This window comes from Arthrobacter sp. MYb227, assembly GCF_002975435.1.
GTDB lineage: Bacteria > Actinomycetota > Actinomycetes > Actinomycetales > Micrococcaceae > Paeniglutamicibacter.
The window spans coordinates 31,575-48,797 of record NZ_PCPT01000009.1 but is presented as its reverse complement, the minus strand read 5'-3'; the positions used below and the strand labels follow the sequence as shown (position 1 = coordinate 48,797).

General features: G+C 55.5%; 11 protein-coding genes and 3 riboswitches. Of the genes, 1 reads left to right on the top strand and 10 read right to left on the bottom strand.

All coding sequences use genetic code 11. The features are described from left to right. Positions 1 to 92: 92 nt before the first annotated feature. The 8 genes from CQ018_RS15405 to CQ018_RS15370 all read right to left on the bottom strand — a co-directional run bounded on the left by CQ018_RS15405 (position 93) and on the right by CQ018_RS15370 (position 12,496). Positions 93 to 3,302 (bottom strand): prealbumin-like fold domain-containing protein, encoded by a 3,210-nt coding sequence (locus CQ018_RS15405; protein ID WP_105550909.1) that lies wholly within the window; start codon positions 3,300 to 3,302, stop codon positions 93 to 95. 696 nt (positions 3,303 to 3,998) lie between these two features. After that, positions 3,999 to 4,427, bottom strand: coding sequence for a CoA-binding protein (locus CQ018_RS15400; RefSeq protein WP_258142645.1), 429 nt, complete (start codon positions 4,425 to 4,427; stop codon positions 3,999 to 4,001). Positions 4,428 to 4,563: 136 nt separating this feature from the next. Continuing rightward, positions 4,564 to 5,982: an NtaA/DmoA family FMN-dependent monooxygenase gene (locus CQ018_RS15395; protein ID WP_105550908.1), complete on the bottom strand. Its 1,419-nt coding sequence runs from the start codon at positions 5,980 to 5,982 to the stop codon at positions 4,564 to 4,566. Then, entirely contained in the window at positions 5,983 to 7,218 is a 1,236-nt protein-coding gene (locus tag CQ018_RS15390) for an acyl-CoA dehydrogenase family protein (RefSeq protein ID WP_105550907.1), read from the bottom strand. It lies immediately after the preceding gene. Between the two features lie 71 nt (positions 7,219 to 7,289). After that, complete coding sequence (locus tag CQ018_RS15385; protein ID WP_105550906.1) at positions 7,290 to 8,927, bottom strand: ABC transporter ATP-binding protein; 1,638 nt, start codon at positions 8,925 to 8,927, stop codon at positions 7,290 to 7,292. A gap of 13 nt (positions 8,928 to 8,940) precedes the next feature. Continuing rightward, positions 8,941 to 9,849, bottom strand: coding sequence for an ABC transporter permease (locus tag CQ018_RS15380; protein WP_105550905.1), 909 nt, complete (start codon positions 9,847 to 9,849; stop codon positions 8,941 to 8,943). A gap of 18 nt (positions 9,850 to 9,867) precedes the next feature. Further along, positions 9,868 to 10,827, bottom strand: coding sequence for an ABC transporter permease (locus tag CQ018_RS15375; RefSeq protein ID WP_105550904.1), 960 nt, complete (start codon positions 10,825 to 10,827; stop codon positions 9,868 to 9,870). A gap of 10 nt (positions 10,828 to 10,837) precedes the next feature. Then, a complete protein-coding gene (locus CQ018_RS15370) occupies positions 10,838 to 12,496 on the bottom strand; it encodes an ABC transporter substrate-binding protein (protein ID WP_105550903.1) in 1,659 nt (552 codons plus the stop codon). A gap of 109 nt (positions 12,497 to 12,605) precedes the next feature. Beyond that, a riboswitch (SAM riboswitch) is annotated at positions 12,606 to 12,700 on the bottom strand. A gap of 363 nt (positions 12,701 to 13,063) precedes the next feature. On the opposite strand from CQ018_RS15370, the gene CQ018_RS15365 reads away from it, so the two are divergent. Continuing rightward, on the top strand, positions 13,064 to 13,714 hold the full coding sequence (locus tag CQ018_RS15365) for a DUF1345 domain-containing protein (protein WP_258142644.1): 651 nt from the start codon (positions 13,064 to 13,066) through the stop codon (positions 13,712 to 13,714). 62 nt (positions 13,715 to 13,776) lie between these two features. Here CQ018_RS15365 and CQ018_RS15360 read toward each other — a convergent pair whose 3' ends face one another. Together CQ018_RS15360 and CQ018_RS15355 are read right to left on the bottom strand one after the other, a co-directional pair. Next, a complete protein-coding gene (locus CQ018_RS15360) occupies positions 13,777 to 15,180 on the bottom strand; it encodes an LLM class flavin-dependent oxidoreductase (RefSeq protein ID WP_105550901.1) in 1,404 nt (467 codons plus the stop codon). A gap of 88 nt (positions 15,181 to 15,268) precedes the next feature. Further along, positions 15,269 to 16,606 (bottom strand): acyl-CoA dehydrogenase family protein, encoded by a 1,338-nt coding sequence (locus CQ018_RS15355; protein ID WP_105550900.1) that lies wholly within the window; start codon positions 16,604 to 16,606, stop codon positions 15,269 to 15,271. A gap of 7 nt (positions 16,607 to 16,613) precedes the next feature. Then, positions 16,614 to 16,710, bottom strand: a riboswitch (SAM riboswitch). A 421-nt stretch (positions 16,711 to 17,131) separates the two neighbouring features. After that, positions 17,132 to 17,222, top strand: a riboswitch (SAM riboswitch). The last annotated feature ends 1 nt before the right edge of the window (position 17,223 follow it).

The window sequence follows — 17,223 nt, the reverse complement described above, 5'->3', positions numbered from 1 at the left end:
TGTGAGACCGCATCCCCAGCGGCCCCCACACTTAATCAAACTTTGGAAATTTTTAGTGCTGTCTTACTGCCTTGGTTATCCTCACCGAAAGGTCACTGGGTAGCCCCTTTCCGGCGACGAATGCCGAGCACTGCGAGTGCTGCAAGCAAGATAGCTCCACCACCGATGAAGAAAGACTGTGATCCCAGTCCACCGGTCAACGGAAGTGAGAGTGCTGGCTGCTGCTCATTTTCGATCTTTTTCAGATCGATAGTGAGGCCTGCAGGTTTCGTCCCGTCGATGGTGAACTTATGAACTTCAGTGCTCAGAATGTAGCCCGCCGGAGCCTTGGTTTCGACCAAGGTATAGCTGCCCCATTTCAGGTTGGAAAGCTGGAATCCACCTGCCTTCGGATCCTTGTCAGGACCGGAGCATGTGCTTGCTTCCGCCTCGACGCAGTCCGTGATTGCGGTAGTGACACCATCGCTGCCCGGTCCGGTCAGTTCCCATTCCGAACCGCGGAGCGCGGATCCCGTTTCATCAACCTTCTCCCACGTAACGGTGCCCGGTTTGGGCTTGTTCGTGAAGGTACAGTCTGCGGATTCTCCTGGTGCAAGCCCCGTGAGTACACCGCTGGCTGCATTGATCTTCTGCTCGCGGGTAGATCCGTTGTTGGCGGTGATCACACAGGTGCTGCCGACAAAGTCATATCCATCTTGCATCGTTTCCCGCACCTTCACCTGGGCACGTGCGCCGGGTTTGGTTGGGAAGTTGACGATCCACGGTTTTTCAACTTTGCCGTTTGTTCCGGTTTGCGCAGTCTCAGGTGTGCTGATGGTGATTCCGTTGGCGTTGCTCGGGTCGAGCGTCGCGCCGACGGTCCATCCCGCTGTTGGTTTAGCGTTCTGGCCGGCAAAATCTTGCAGCTGTTTACCCACAGTAACCTTCGCAGGCTTCAGTGTGTTCACGAAGGTGCAGTCCACCACGTCGCCCGGAACGATCGCTACGTTCGGGTTGTTGGCAGCCCCGCTCAGCTCTGTTTTCTTGGTGGTTCCATCAAGGTTGGTCACCTCACATGTTCCCTTTTTGAAGTCGTAACCGTCCTGCATCAATTCCTTCACCGAGAGGTCAGCTTTGTGATTGCTGGCTCCGAAAGCAAACTTCCACGAAGCGGTGCCGGAGGCATTTGTCTGCTGTGTGGGAGAGTTCGGGGTCGCGCTGATGGGACCGGTGGTTGCCTTTGCAGTCGCTCCAACGTTCCAATTCGCTCCCGGTTCCGGGTTCTCACCCTTTGAGTCGGTCACCTGCTTATGGACGTTGACCTGCGCAATCAGCGGAGAGTTGTAGAAACGGCATTCAACGGCCTGCCCACCGGCAGGAATTGTAATGCTGCCCGATGTTCCGGTGCCCTGCACTTTCTGCTCCCCGTCCACCAGGCAGCGGTAGCTGGAGGCGTAGTTACTCAGGTTAGTGGTCCCCGCAGCAGTTTCGTTGAAATGCAAGTTGACGCCACGCACGGTTGGCAGCGGGCCAACCCGCTCCTTCTGTAGTCCGTTTGCATTGCCAGTGGTCGTTGCGGTACCGATTTCGGTGCCGTTCTCTCCACCCTGTCGCAGCGTCAGGTTGAACTGATCAGTTACAGCAACTCGGCCGCCTTCGACGTATTTTTCAATCGTGACGGTCGGAGGCGAACCGCAGGATGCAAGGTCGGTACTGCTACTGAGTGACGAAGTCACATTTTTCGAATTAGTCCAGCCCGGCATGTCATAGCTGTACACCGTGTTATCTGAGCTCAGGTAGCCCTTGCCGTCTGCGTCGAAAGCAACACCGTTGACATCCTTCATCGTGGTGAAACTTTTGCTACCCGACGATGGGATCAGCCCTTCGGACGTCGCATTTGCCAGGTTTTCAGCGGTGACGGAGTAGATCGTGGTACTGGTTCCAGTTCCACTGACAACGAACAAGTTTCCATTCGAATCGAAAGCAATATCGCCGTTGGCGGTGTCATCCTTCTTCAAGTCCGTTGCGATATACCCCTTGTAGACCGTGGCATTCGTCGAAGGATTGTATTCCCAGATACGGAAAACTCGCGTGTTGTTGCCGCTAGGGGTATACCCGCCAATAAAATAGTTCCCGGTGTCAAGATTCACCGCGCCCGCTACGAACTGAACGGTTCGGCTGTTCTGGGTCGAATTTGTCGTGACATTTGTGTTGGCCCAGGTGCCCGCATTGACGTCGTATCGGTAGATCGTTGCCGACTCAGTCGATTTTGACCTTTCATATGCGAAGACAGGCGAACCGCCTGCTCCGATACCCAATCCATTGAAACTATTTACGCTCTTGGCAGCTTGGCCAAGCTTCGTGACCGTTCCGGTCGGAGACACACCTTGAATTTGTCCAGTGCTGCTGAGCCCGTAGACATAGCCAGCCTCACAGACCGGCACAAACGAAGATTTCCTAACAACGAACTTGCCAAAATCCAGGATTCGGTCCTGGCCCTGACCTGACCAAGTCAGCGTATTTGATTCCACCGCAGTGGTACTTGAGACCCATTCATACCCTGCTGGTGGGTTGACCGGCTTAATACGGTAGGCGTTGCCCGCGATAATGCTGCTTCCGCTCGGGTTAACACCCGGCGTCTCCGAATCAATCCACTTGACTAGGTACTCTCCAAGATCGGGGTCTCTGTCAATAATCTTGCATTCGCTAGAAACACAGTCCTTCACGGTCCGCTTCCCAGTCCAACTTGGCCGCCAGCCAGTCGCGGACCATCTCTCGAAGGTGAAAGTAGCTCCGGGTACGGGGGTCCCCTTGTTGTCAACGACATTCCAGTGAACGTACGGCTTGAGGGCACCGTCTGGACCAACGGCCGCCATCTCCACGGGCGATCCAACCGATTCATCGCCGGATGGCACGTCTGATTTATTGCTAATGGCCCCGGTTTCGGCAGGATCGAAAGGTTCAACTGGTTGGGCGTTTGGCTTTTCCGGTTCCACGATATTTAGCTTGTCTGTCTTGACTGAAACCTTTGGATCTTCTTCAACAGATACCGAAGGAACCTCAGCTACAGGAGCCTTCTCTTGCTTTGAATCAGGATTGCCAGTTTGAGCTTCTGTCGCCTTTGCGGCCAGTTCCTCCGTGCTGTCAGCAACCACGGGAGCGTCAAGAAGCGGTTCTTCAACACCAGATTCTTGTGCCTCAAGTGGTGCTGCGGTTGCGGGATTAAATCCACCACCACCGAACATCATGGTCGCGACGAGCATTGTTGTTGCGCCAACGCCAACAGCAGATCGAGCAATCTTGTTTTTCCAAAGGGAACTCAAAATGGAGTCACGCTGAAGTGCGTGAGCCCCGTTCCTCTTTCGTGTAGCCTTATCCCCAGATTTGCCGAACACGGTGTAATTACCCCAATTGCCCCAAGGGGTGCGAAAACCACACAACAAACACTAGTAACGGGTCAGTCCCAGCCGATCCGCTTGTTCTGCTCGAACCCCAAGTTCGAACGTCCCCCAGTATGTGTCAGGTCCCAGCACCCAATTTGTGTTTCCTTGCTGCGATGACACTAACCGCGTTTTACGCCATACGTCTAGCTTTGTTACATACGCACTTTCTGAAAGCACCCATTCATACTCACCCTCAAAAATTGCAACAGCCCCCGCAATGGCGGGCTTTGTGTGCCACGTTACTATCCGTTTTGGAAGACTAGTAACTTCAGCTGAGGACGGATTTGTGACGTCAAACAAAATTATTTCACGTCATTGAGGTAGCAAGAAACGGTCGAGCCACTTTCTCACTCGACCTTAGCGATGGCAGTGAGGCACAGAAACGATAAGTATCGTTCGGAGAATCTAGGCTTCTTCACCGCCACAATGGCCGGGAAAAGACAAAAAATATGGACCGCATCGCAGGATTAGGTTCCCGGGCAGCTCGGCTCCATTACGGCGCCAAAAGTATCTTCGAGAAGTGCACCTGTCTTGAGGGTAGGTTGCGATCCTTGGAAGCAGCGCGTAATTATTTGGTTATAGGTGCGGAAATTCCATGACAGGACAGGTATCCATCACTACTTCAAGCCCTGCCTGCTTAGCACGCGCAGCGGCAGCCTCATCAATAACACCCAATTGAAGCCACACCGCGCTAGCCCCAATGGCAATGGCTTGCTCAACAACCGCGCCAACCCGCGATGAGTTAACAAAGCAATCCACAACGTCAATGTGCCCGGTAATATCAGCAAGCTTTTGGAAACCTGGTTCGCCTAAAACGCTGTCACCGCGCAAGGAAACAGGAACTATTTTCATGCCAAGTTTCTCTTGCAGAAATTTTGATACACCGGGAGCCACTCGCCGTGGATTATTGCTCAGACCAACCACTGCCCAGCGTGCAGGAGTGTTCAACAAACGACTGATGATCTCTGGATCATTAACATGAGGTATTTCGACTTCGGTGCTCATGACACCCACGCTACAGCCGAATTCTCAAGGTAGGCAGGTCAAATATCTTAGGGCTTAAACGAGGGTGGTCGGTGCTTGGATTCTCATCTCGTGCACCAACCACCCGTTATTAGGGCTACGAAACTCTCAGCATTATTCAGGTGATGGTTTCAAACTTCTTCTCGGTATTGGCCGCCGAGAACTCTGAGAACGCGCCACGGAAGCGGGCCGCCGGGTGAGTATCTTCAAGCCGAGCCCCGCGCCCAAAGACCTTCTCGCGCAAGGTTCCCGGTGCGTATTCGGTCTGCGCAAGGCCACGCTTGTGCAGTTCGGGCAGAATTCCCTCGATGAAGTCGGTGTACGAACCGGGTAGGACCTGGTTCATGATATTTAGCCCATCCATGCCCGCATCCTGCCAGCGTTCAATCTCATCAACGATCTGCTCCGGAGTGCCGGAGATCTGCTGTGCTTTGGCCCGGTAACGAGCCAAGTCCCCGATGGTCGGCTTGCCACCGGGAACCGAGGCAATCGCGGCTTCCAGCACGCCACGGGCACCCTCTGTCTCGATGTCCCCCAGCGGGGTGTCAAGATCCAGCCCCCCGAGGTCCACCCCGATGCCACCGCCGATGTGGGCAACGATGGCGTGTAGGTCTAGGTACTCGTCGTACTCGGCTTCCTTACGCTTTGCTTCTTCTTCGGTGCTTCCCACCACGAACGAAAGCCCGGCAAAGACCTTTACATCGCCCTTGGCGCGCCCCGCTGCTGCTTCTAGTTCACGGATCTTGCCCACCTGCTTGGCCACGTACTGCGCATGTGGTGCAAAGAGGAAAGTTGCCTCCGCATGCTGCGCGGCAAATTGTTTGCCGCGGGCTGAAGAACCTGCCTGGAACAGGAACGGGGTGCGCTGAGGGCTCGGAATGGCCAGGTGCGGGCCCTCAATTGAGTATCGATTGCCGGCATGGTGAATCTTGTTGACCTTCGCTGGGTCAGCAAAGATACCGGAAACCTTGTCGGCCAATAGCGCGTCGTCTTCCCAAGATCCTTCCCACAACTTGTAGGTGACCTCTACGTATTCATCAGCCCAGTCGTAACGGTCATCGTGGGCGGTGAGCCCGGCAGCACCGAAGTTCTTGTGCGAATTTTCCAGCACGCTGGTGACAATGTTCCAGGCCACGCGCCCGTTGGAAATATGGTCAAGGGTGGAAAGCTGGCGTGCGAACTGGAACGGGGAAGCCTGCACCACGGAGCTGGTCATGGCCAGGCCAATTTCGCTGGTGGTCGCGGCAAGCGCGGAGAGCAGCACCAATGGGTCATGCGAGGGAACCTGCATACCTTTACGGACCATTGAGGCCCAACCTCCTTCATGATCCCCATAGAGACCCACTACATCGGCAAAGAACATATTGTCGAACTTTGCATCCTCCAATTGCTTGGCCAGATCCACCCAGAGCTGCAGCTCGTTGAAGCGGTGTTGTTGGGCCTCCGGGTGACGCCATTGTCCCCCCAGGATGTGGCTTGAGGTGTTCATCAAAAAAGCACTGAGTAATAGGCGCGGGCGCGCGTCAAAGGTACCCATTTATTTGTTGCCTGCTTTCGAATCCTTGGCTTCGCCAATGGAGTGAAGTCCGGTGGGGATGGTGCCATTAATGTAGTAGTCGCCCACCGAGCGGGCCTTGAAGGCCACCGGGTTGTGCGTGGCGACGGTGCGGGCGTTGCGCCAGTGCCGGTCTAGGGATTTACCGCGGGAAACCGCGGAGGCGCCGGTAACGTCAAAGAGTTCGCTGGTGGCATCGAGGACCAGTTTGGGCACGGCCACGTGGGCCAGCTGCACGGCAAGTTCGGCGCGCACAAAGGCAGCCGTTGGATCTAGGTTCAGCGAAGCATCTACCGCTGCGTCCAAGTCGCGAGCCGCGGCAAAGACGATTGAGTCTGCGGCATAGACTCCGGCAGCAATGCGGCCAACTTTTTCCTGAATGAGCGGATCATTGCGGAATAAGTCCCCGGAGCCGGTGTTGAAGGTGCGGGTGCGGCTACGCACCAGGTCCGCGGCGTCGGCGAGCGCTGCGCGTCCGATGCCGGCAAGCACGCTGAGCAGTGCGAGCTGGAAGAAGGCCGGTTCCAGGGTGGAGGAAACCTTGCGTTGGATAATGTCTTCAAAGGGAACAACAACATCATCGAAGATCGCGGTGCCAGTACCCGTCAGAGGCTGGCCAAATCCGTCCCAATCATCGATGATGCGCACCTTTGCGTCATCGGCACGCACGATCGCGTACTGGCGTCCCTCGACGCCCGCGGTGCTTGCCATGACAACTACCCAGTCGGCAAAGATTGAGCCGGTGGTGTAATACTTTTCGCCATGGAGCAACCATGTACCGTTTTCCTGGCGCAGCGTGGTGTTGGTGGTGCCCAGCGCGTTGCCGCCCTTTTCCGTGGCGGCATTGCCAAAGATTTCTCCGGCTAGTACGCGTGGGAACCAGCGCAGCTGAAATTCCTCGGGCTGCAGTGCGATGGTTTCTACGAAGGAGAAGTGGCTGCGCAGCAGGTGCCCGACGTTGGAGTCGGCGGCTGAGAGCTCAACGATGAGCCTGAAGAGGTGTTCGTGGCTGACCGGGTCTCTCCCATGTGCTGCGGGTACACGTAGCGTGGTGAACCCGGCCTCCTTGAGCCACTTCACCGGTTCGAAGGGCAACACATGGTTATTTTCGCGTTCAACCGTGCCTTCGGCAATGCGGGCAAAGACCGGTGCGAAGCGTGCACTAAGTTCCGCGTATCTTGCCTCCGCAGTTCGTTCCTGTACCTGTGTGGTGCTCATGAGCTTTCCTTTGTTTCTGAGGGGATGAGTAGTTGAGAAGATAAGAAATTTTGTGCAGATCCGTTGGTCTGTTAGCTGAGAGCGAGTTCCCGCAAGAGCGTTCCGGGGTTCGAGTCCAGTAACTGTTGCGTGTATTGGCTTGTGGGGTTTTCAAAGACCTGGGCAGCGGAACCGGTTTCAACCAGTCGGCCCTGGTGCATGACTCCCACATCATGTGAGAAGCGTTCCACGACATGAAGGTCGTGGGAGATAAAGAGGTAAGACAAGCCCTGAGTAATTTGTAGATCCTCAAGTAGCGTGAGGATCTGTGCTTGGGTGAGCACGTCGAGAGCCGATAGGGCCTCGTCAAGAACTAATGTTTTGGCTCCCAAGGCCAGCGCGCGGGCGATGGCAACACGTTGCCGTTGGCCACCGGAGAGTTCCTTGCTACCAAGTTCGGCCAAGCGCGAGGGCAGGTTTACCGCATCGAGTAGTTCGCTGACCCGGGTTTTGCGTTCGCTTTTGCTGCCGACTTTATAGTTTTCCAGTGGTTCGCTAATGATGCGCGATACCGAGTAGCGCGGATCCAGTGCAGAATCTGGATTTTGGTAAACAAGTTGCAGGCTGCGCCATAACTCGCGTTTAGCTGCCCCACGAACCGTGGTGATGTCTGTGCCATGAATTTTTACGGTTCCGGCGGTGGGGTCAAGTAGTCGCATGATGATGCGGGCTGTCGTCGACTTTCCGGAGCCGGATTCTCCGACCAGGGAGAACGTGGTGCCAGGGCGTACAGCGAAGGACACTGAGTCTACCGCGGTATGTTCGGTCTTTCCGTTGCCGTACACCTTGTGTAGACCAAGTACCTCGATCGCCGGGATCAGCTCGCTTGCCGTGGCAAGGCTGTCATCCGCTGTGCCCTCGGTTGGTGCTGCTTCGGTGAGCAGCATCCTGGTGTAGGGGTCGTGAGGATTTTGGAGGATCTCACGTACCGGGCGGTCTTCCTTGATCCGGCCGTGCTGCATGACCACGATGCGGTCGGCTATGTCGGTGGCGACGGCGAGGTCATGGGTCACGAAGATGACCGCCGTCCCCATCTCTCTGGCGAGGCGGGTGAACACTTCTAGGATTGTTTGTTGAACCGTGACATCCAATGCAGAGGTCGGCTCATCGGCAATCAGTAGATCCGGTTCCAGCGCAAAGGCAATCGCGATCAACACACGCTGTTTCAGGCCTCCGGACAGTTCGTGCGGGTACTGCGTGAGGCGTTGCTCCGGACGGTCGATTCCCACCAAATTCAGCAATCGGATGACCTCGGTGCGCAGCTGCTTCTTGGATCGTTTGGCACCCTGTGGGTGTAAACGGAAGACCTCAGCAACCTGCGACTCAATGGTCTTAACCGGATCAAGCGAGGCCCCCGGATCCTGCGGAACCATCCCAATACGCCGTCCACGCAGCGCCTGGAGTTGCTTTTCGGTATATTGCAGCAGGTCCTCGCCGGCTAGTTCAATACGCCCACCGCCGATTCGTGCAACCTCAGGTAGCAGCCCAATGATGGCCTTGGACAAGGTGGACTTACCCGACCCGGATTCACCAACCAGGGCAACGATTTCCCCGGCCGCCAATTCAAGGTTGATGTTCCGTGTCGCGCTGACTGCTTCTGTTCCAGTTCCGTAGGTGATATCCAGCCCCCGGATATTCAGAAGCTTTGGTGTTTGGGCAATGCTGCTCATGGTGTGCTCCTGACTAGAAACGGAAGATCTTGTGAAGCTGACGGCCCAGTCCGGCCAGCAGGATGACAACGGCAACGATGACTACCCCAGGAAGCGTTGTGAGCCACCATGCCGAGGCCAGGTATTGGCGGCCCTCGGCGATTAGCAGTCCCCATTCAGGGGTAGGCGGTGGAGAACCGAAGCCGAGGAACCCAAGACCGGAAATCGCCAGGATTGCCACCCCTAGGTCTACTGCCAATAGGGCCAATACCGGGCCGCAGGAGTTGGGCAGAATGTGATTGAACACCACCGACCAGTAGGTTCCACCGTTCATGAAGGCCGCCTCAACATAATCAAGGCTTCTCACGCGCAATACCTCGGAACGTACGACGCGTGCGAAGGAAGCGATCGAGGCAATGCCAACACCCACCCCCAATGAGATGGGTCCGGGGGCGAACGCCGTGACGATGATCAGTGAAATCAGAAATCCCGGGACCGCCAACAAAACGTCAATGAGGCGCATGGTTACCGCGTCGGCGGCCCGACCGGCGGTTGCGGCAAGGAGACCCAAGCCGGTTCCAACGACCAAACCAATTGTTACCGCAAGGCCCGCGGTCAGCAGGGTCTGGCTGGTTCCATGAACCACACGGGCAAAGACATCACGGCCCAGATGATCGGTTCCAAACCAATGCTCGGCACCGGGGCCCTGGAATTTCTGTGCCGGCACCCCACTGATGGGGTCAAAACCGGTAAAGAACGTCGGGAACAAGGCCCAGCCTAAGATCATGATTAGCGGAGCGCAGGTGAGCCACAAGGTCGGGGATTTGAGGGCTGAGGGTTTTGTGCGCGCGGTCTGGGATTCTTCGGCTACCGGAGTTTCGGGAACGATGATTGTTTCCGGGCTCTGGACCAATTCAAGTGGTTCATCAAGCTTGATACTCATGAAAGTCTCCGTTTCTTCCTAGGCCGCAAGTGCGCGCGGGGCCCCGTGCGTTCCACTCTTGAGGATCCGTGGATCCAATAACGGGTAGAGCAGGTCAACTACGAGGTTCACCACAACAAATGCGGTGGCGGTCAGCAGTACAAGACCCTGGACTAGGGCAACGTCCTGGGCCGTGACTGCCTGTAATACCACTTGTCCAAGCCCGGAGCGGGCAAATACGGTTTCGGTAATAACGGATCCGGCCAACAGGGTTCCGACGGTGATTCCACTAATGGTCATGGCCGGTGCCGCCGCATTCTTTAGCGTGTGTCGGAAGAAAATCCAAGACGGCGATGCACCTTTGGCACGCAACACATCCACGAACGGTTGTGCGTTGACGTTATCCACGCTCTTGAGCAGCACCTGAGCGATCGGGGCAGATACGTGAATAGCCAAGACCAACACCGGAACCCCGATCGCGGCAAATGATCCGTCCGGGAACAGGGACATGACGCCCAGTTGAATAGAAAGAACCTGTAGCAAAACGAGGCCGAGCCAGAATACCGGGATCGCGGCAAAGAGCGGCGGCAGGTTGACGATCAGCCGCTTGAGCCAGCTTTGGCGTGCCAAGGTGGCCGCTGCCACCAGCAATACTGCGAATAGAACGGCGGTGATGAAGGAACTTGAGGCCAAGACCAGGGTGGATCCAACTACGGCTCCAATGCGTTCGGATACTGGTTGTCCCGAGGCCAACGAATAGCCAAAGTCTCCCTGGAATAGGCCAATTAGCTGGTTGAAGTATTGGGTGAGTAGCGGCTGATCGTAGCCGTACTGGGCCTTCATGGCAGCAATGGTTGCCGGATCGGCCGCGGCATCCGCTGAAAGGAAGATCGTGACCGGGTCATTTGGGAGTAATTGCACGGCAAGGAAGACCAACGTGTAGGCAAGCCAAATGACCAAGAGTGCTTGTCCTATGCGCTTGGCAATGTATGCGGCCATGAAGGATCAGCTACTTTCCGGTTTTCCAGGCGCCCTGGAAAATTGGGGCGGTACCGGAGGTAAATTCGACGTGAGCATCCGAGTTGCCACCATAAACCTGGACTTCATCCCATAGAACGAGGGAGAGGGCCTTTTGCGTGACTAGCTGGCGTTGTTCCTCGGCAACGAGTTCCTTGTGCTCGGCCTCGGTTTTCGCGGCACGTTCCTTGGCAAAGAGCGCGTTGAGCTCGGTATCAGCGTTCAACGTCTGCGTATTGTTCTCCGGGCCGAAGACCGGTCCCAGACCGCCATAGGCAAACTGACGAGTGCCAAAGAATTCGGTGTTGGGATCGATCATTGCCGTGGCAAGGAATGTATTATCTGCCGCTCGGTTGATGAGCTTGACGCCAATTTCACGCCACTGCTGTTCGATTAGTTCGAATGCTGGCTTGATGACCACCGAGTTATTTGAACTTGTGACGGTGAGTTCTAGTTTCTGGCCGTCCTTTTCACGCACACCGTCCGCGCCGAGGACCCAGCCTGCCTCATCGAGCAAAGCCTTAGACTTCTCCGGGTTATAGGCCAGCTCTGCCGAGAGATCGATGAATCCCGGGGCCGCGTGGTTAAGTACCGAGTCTGCAATGACATAAGAATCCGAAAGCACTGTGTCCTTGATTGACTGCCGATCGATACCGATCTGCAGCGCCTGACGCACCTTCACATCATTGAGTTTGCCGCTGCCAATGCGCACTGCCGCCATGTTGGTGGTCAGGTCGACTCCTTGGGCAGGAAGTACCTGGTCCCCGCTGCCTTGCAGTGCTTGCTCGTCGACGGGCTGAAGCCCACGGACCAAATCGACTTGACCGGTCTGGACCGCACCGGCACGGTGTGCCACTTCAGGAAGATACTTCACCACGAGCTTGTCCAGGTACGCTGCGCCCTGGTTTGCTGCGGTTTCCGGTGCCCACTTATACTCTGCACGTTTAGCGAAGGTGACCTCTTCATCCGTTTTTTCGGATTCAAAGACAAACGGTCCTGACCCTACGATCTTGGCAATTGCTGACTGCCCAGCGTTGTCCAGCGTCAAGGTTGCAGGGGAGACAAGTCCCGCGGTCACCGACGAGGTGGCCCGCAGGAAGTTGGCATCTGGTGCCTTCAAGATGACCTTGACTTGGTTTGTGCCGACAACTTCTGAAGACTCGTAGGCAGAGAAATCAACGTTGGGTGCGATCTGAGCCGTCTTGATTCCCAGACCCAAGGCATCAAGGTTCGCCTTGACGGCGGCCGCGTCCAAAGCGGTTCCGTCGGAGAAGGTCACCCCATCACGAATCGTGAAGGTGATTTCGGTCTGGTCCTTATTGGTCTCGAAGGTGGAGGCGATCCAGCCAACGAGCTTTCCCGATTCGACATCGTAGTAAGTCAATCGGTCGAGCACGCTATTGAGTACGTTGGACTTTTCGTAGAAGCGCGCAGCCTGAGTTTGCCAGTTATTGATCGGGGTAACTTCCGCATAGACGAAGGTTCCGCCTTGAACGGGTTCGGTGCTGGTGGGGGTCGCTGCATTACCGGCAACCTGGTTCCCCGAGCCGCAGGCGCTTAGGGCCAGTGTTGCGACAGATAGGACCGTTAGGATCTTGACGCTAAGTCCTACGCGAGCGCGCTTCTTCGCAGGTGGGTTGGTTTTGCCCATGAGTATTTCCTCTCGGTTTACCCGAGGAACGCCGCGGCATGGCGGATCAGTCAACCGGTAACCATACGGACATGGTTATAGGTCGGCGGACCGGCGCAGAGTTTGGCTATCTCCATCGGTCCTGGCGGTAGCACCGGTCTCCAATTACGGAGGTGGTTGCTGCGACGTCAACGAGCCAGGTCTCTCAGTCGCTCTGGATGGTGTGTTCAACTTCGACAAGTTATCGATAGCGAACAATTCAAGTGTGTTGCAGATTCTTCGATATGACCAATCAAAAACGCCTGTTCGTGAAATAAATCGACTCAGATGCGGCTTTGGGGCATCGAATCAAGTAACAAAACGTCATAAGTCACTTCATGACATACCTACTCGGCATGGACTTGCGTCGCGGTTGCTTCATGTTGAAAATGCCGTGGAAGCCAGCACCGTAATTGACAAGAATTCTGTATATTGTCTAAATCTTGACGATTAGAGGGTCCTAATCATCAAGTTCATACCGCGGAGGCACCGTGTCTTTCCGCAACAGCAATGGCGTTTCTACAAATGGCGTGTGGAATGATCACGTTCATGGACAGCACACAATCAAGACGGACGCGCCATCGCAGATGGCGCCTGCTTGGCATGGTTCTAAGCGGTGTGGCCGCCGCCATTCTCACTGGTTCCTTTGGCGAGTGGTTTTACGCGCCTGCTGTCGGATGGACCGCAGCGGCAATTGTCTATAACTCTTCGGTGTGGTCCACCATTGCGCCAATGGATCATCTTCGGACCGCCGCTCATGCAAGGGAAGAAGATCCCGGGTTTCGAACCACCGACCTTCTAATTTTGTTGGCGGCGCTTGGCTCGCTGGCGGCAGTGGTGCTGGTGATGATTGGCAGCAAAGATGTAGTTGGCGCGTCTCGGTTGGTTCTTGCCCTGCTGGCCATGAGCTGCACGGCAATGTCGTGGCTCATGGTTCATACGCTCTTTACCCTGCGCTACGCAATGATCTACTACGACGGTGAGCCCGGCGGAATTGGCTTCAACCAAGACGAACCACCACGCTATATGGACATTGCGTATATGGCCTTCAGCGTGGGCATGACCTACCAAGTTTCGGATACCATCATCACCAACTCACAGATGCGGTCAACGGTCTTCAGACACAGTCTCTTGGCCTTCGTTTTTGGAACCGGCATCGTGGCCACCACCATCAACCTTGTGGTGAGCCTCGCCGCTTAACGATGGTTGGGGAGAATTCCTCCAACAGAATTCTCCCCAACCCTTGGCAACTTGCTAACCGCCTATTTGCTTACAGCATTGGCAAAGCGGTAGTTTGCCGCACGGTGCGTATTCTGCACGCGATCACCCTTGCCAAAGAGTTTATTGCGCAAGGTGCCTTCCGAGTATTCGCTCTGGTAAACGCCTCGAGCTTGCAACTCCGGAACAATGAATTCAACGATGTCGTCAAAGGTTCCCGGGGTAATGGCGTAGGCAAGGTTGAAGCCGTCAACGTCAGTATCTTCAACCCACTCAATGAGCTTGTCGGCAACCTCCGTGGGGGAACCAACGGTGATGGGACCAAACCCACCAACACCAACCCATTCGGCAAGCTGACGAATCGTCCACGGGTTTCCGTCATCGCCGCTTGCCTTTTGGAAGGTGGCAACTGAGGACTGGATGGCATTGGACTTCACGTTTGCACCGATCACGTCATCCGGTCCGTAGGTGGAAAGGTCCACACCCATCCAACCGGAGATCAGCGCTAGCGCGCCATCAATATCCGCATAGGACTTGTAGTCCTCGAACTTTTCCTGCGCCGCTGCCGAATCAACATCGGTAATGATCGTCTGCATGGCATAGATGCGTACGTCGTAGCGATCGCGCCCCGCCGCCTCAACCTCGTCACGGATCTTCGTGACTGTTGCCTTGAGCAGTTCCTTGGTTGGCGAAGTAACAAAGACCGCTTCCGCGTTTTCGGAAGCAAATTTCAGTCCACGCGATGAGGTTCCCGCCTGGAAAATAACCGGGGTGCGCTGCGGGCTTGGTTCGGTAATGGCGATGCCCGGGACCTTGAAGTACTTGCCCTCGTGGTTAATCTCGTGCACCTTGGCCGGGTCTGTGAAGATACCGCGTTCCGCATCCCGAACCACAGCGTCTTCTTCCCACGAGCCTTCGAGCAGCTTGTAGATGACTTCAAGGTACTCGTCTGCGTGGTTGTAGCGTTCATCGTGTTCAAGCTGATCTTCTTGGCCCATATTTCGGGCGGCGGAGGGCAAATAGCCGGTGACAACATTCCAGCCGATGCGGCCCTGGGTCAAGTGATCGAGGGTGGCCAGACGGCGTGCGAATGGGTAGGGATGTTCGTATCCGGTTCCGGCTGTAACACCGAAGCCAAGGTTCTCGGTCACCGCTGCCATGGCCGAGACCAGCATAAATGGGTCGTTGACCGGTACCTGGGTTCCAGCGCGCAAGGGAACCTCGTTTGAACCGCCGAAGACGTCGTAGGTGCCCAACACATCGGCGATGAAGATGCCGTCAAACTTGCCCTTTTCTAGGGTCTTTGCAAGCTCGGTCCAGTAGGAAAGATCTTTGTACCGAGCGGACTGATCTTTCGGGTGCTTCCACAGACCCGGAGATTGGTGACCAACACAGTTCATGTCGAAGGCATTGAAACGGATCTGGCGCTTGGCTGGAGTATTGCTCATAGTATTCCTTCACGTGCGGGTAGGAGTGGGCAAAGGGAGTAGAACGATTTCTTGCGTGCTTGCAAGGAGCCTTGAATTTAAAGAAGTACTAGTAGTCCGAGGAATTCTGGGGCCGGCTAAGGTCCCCTATGGCGTTGAGCCGTTTGGGCGCGGTGCCATTGACCTCGTAATCACCAACAATGCGTGACTTGTAGATCGCTGGATTATGAGTGGCAACTGTCCGGGCATTGCGCCAGTGCCGATCAAGATTGCAACCACTGGCAGTTGCCGAAGCTCCCAACCCGTCAAAGAGTTTGGTTGCTGCCGAGAGCGTTAGAGGTTGTACAACGCTCTGGGCACGGTTGGCGGCAAGCTCACATACGGCAAACCGCTCGACGGCACTCAGTGAATCATCGGCAACCGCAATCTCGATCTCACCGACCGCTGCAAGCACCACCGAATCAACGGCAAATGCTGTTGCAGAAATTTCGCCAACTAGTTGCAGCACCTGTGGTTCGTTGCGTACCGGGACGCCGGTTCCGGTGCTGAACGTTCGGGTACGTGATTGCACCGCAGAGCGCACATCATTGAGTGCTGCACGAGTAATTCCGGCCTGTACTGCCAACAGCACGAGCTGAAAAATTGCCGATTCTGGATCATTGATCTGTTGTTCTTCGGGCAGCAGGGTATCTACCGGGACACTGTCGAATGTTGTTGACCCGGTTCCGGTGAGCTGCTGACCAAAACCATCCCAGTCATCATAAATTTTGACGCCGGAATGTTGAGTTGAGACTAGAGCTATCTGCCTACCGGCTCGGGTTGGGTGTGAAGCGGCAACAGCTACCCAGTCCGCGTAAATGGTGCCGGTGCAATAGTATTTTTCGCCGGTGACTCGTAACCGGTCTCCGTGTTCATCAAGTTTAGTATTCAACGTGCCAAGCGTGTTGCCACCACGTTCGGTGTAAGCATTGCCAATTATCTGACCGCCTGAGATGCGTTCGGTCCAGCGGCCGCGCACTGCGAGGTCCTTGAAAAGCAAAACAGATTCAACAAAAGCAAAATGCGCGCGCCATAGATGCGCAACGTGAGAGTCGGCCTCGGCAAGCTCAATGAGCAACCGGAACAGATCCGAGAGACTAGCCCCGTAGCCTCCCTCGTTCTCCGGGATGCGCAAGGCACCAAAACGGATCTTGTTCAGCCAGCCAACCTGTTCAAAGGGAAGTATTCGCTTTGCGTCGCGCTCGTTGGCCCCGGTAGTAATCTGCGCAAAAACCGGACGGAAAATTGCTGCTAATTCGTCGTAGTGCCCATTAGTCGGAATGCCAGGGGTTAGCTTAAGCAGGTGCCTGGCAGGAGTGTTATCGGCAAGTGCTTCCAAGGAAACCGCACCAAAAATATTGGGGTCGGTTTCAATATCAAAGGAATGCAAGGGGGATTCGAGCGCCATAATTCTTTCTCCATCGGTTCTGGCGTGAGCACCTACCGCCCAATTAAGGGGAGGGGTTGCTGCGGCGTCATAGAGCCAGATCTCTCGGCCGCTCTGGATGGTTGTTGGTCACATTTCTACATGGCAACTAGCCCAGTGGCCAACCCAACAAGTCACATAAGGCAACGAAAACAACGGATTTGAGACGCATTTTTGAGGCTTTTACTGGTTCGTTCACACAGGAAGTTCAAGAATCGCGGGGCAAAAGTTCGAGCCTTCCCCTGGGCAACTACCTCGGCATCTGGCTTGCGTGCCGTCGACAGTAAACGCTCATTAGGAACCGGAACGACGGGAGTTGCGCCCAACCCTGAGTTCCATTTCTCTGGGCCTTAACCATCAGTAATCCACCAAAAAAGAAGAATAGAAAACTTGGTATTTGTCGAAGATTATTTGATTGCACCACGCCCAAAGAGTGCCCGGTCGAACTTTTCGTCACATTACGACGGATTTGATTATGTGTCATCCGATCGACTTGTATTAAGACATACCCCATCCCGAGCGGCCGAGAGATCTGGCTCTTTGACGCCGCAGCAACCACCTCATTCGAGGCCGGTGCTACCGCCAGGACCGATGGAGAG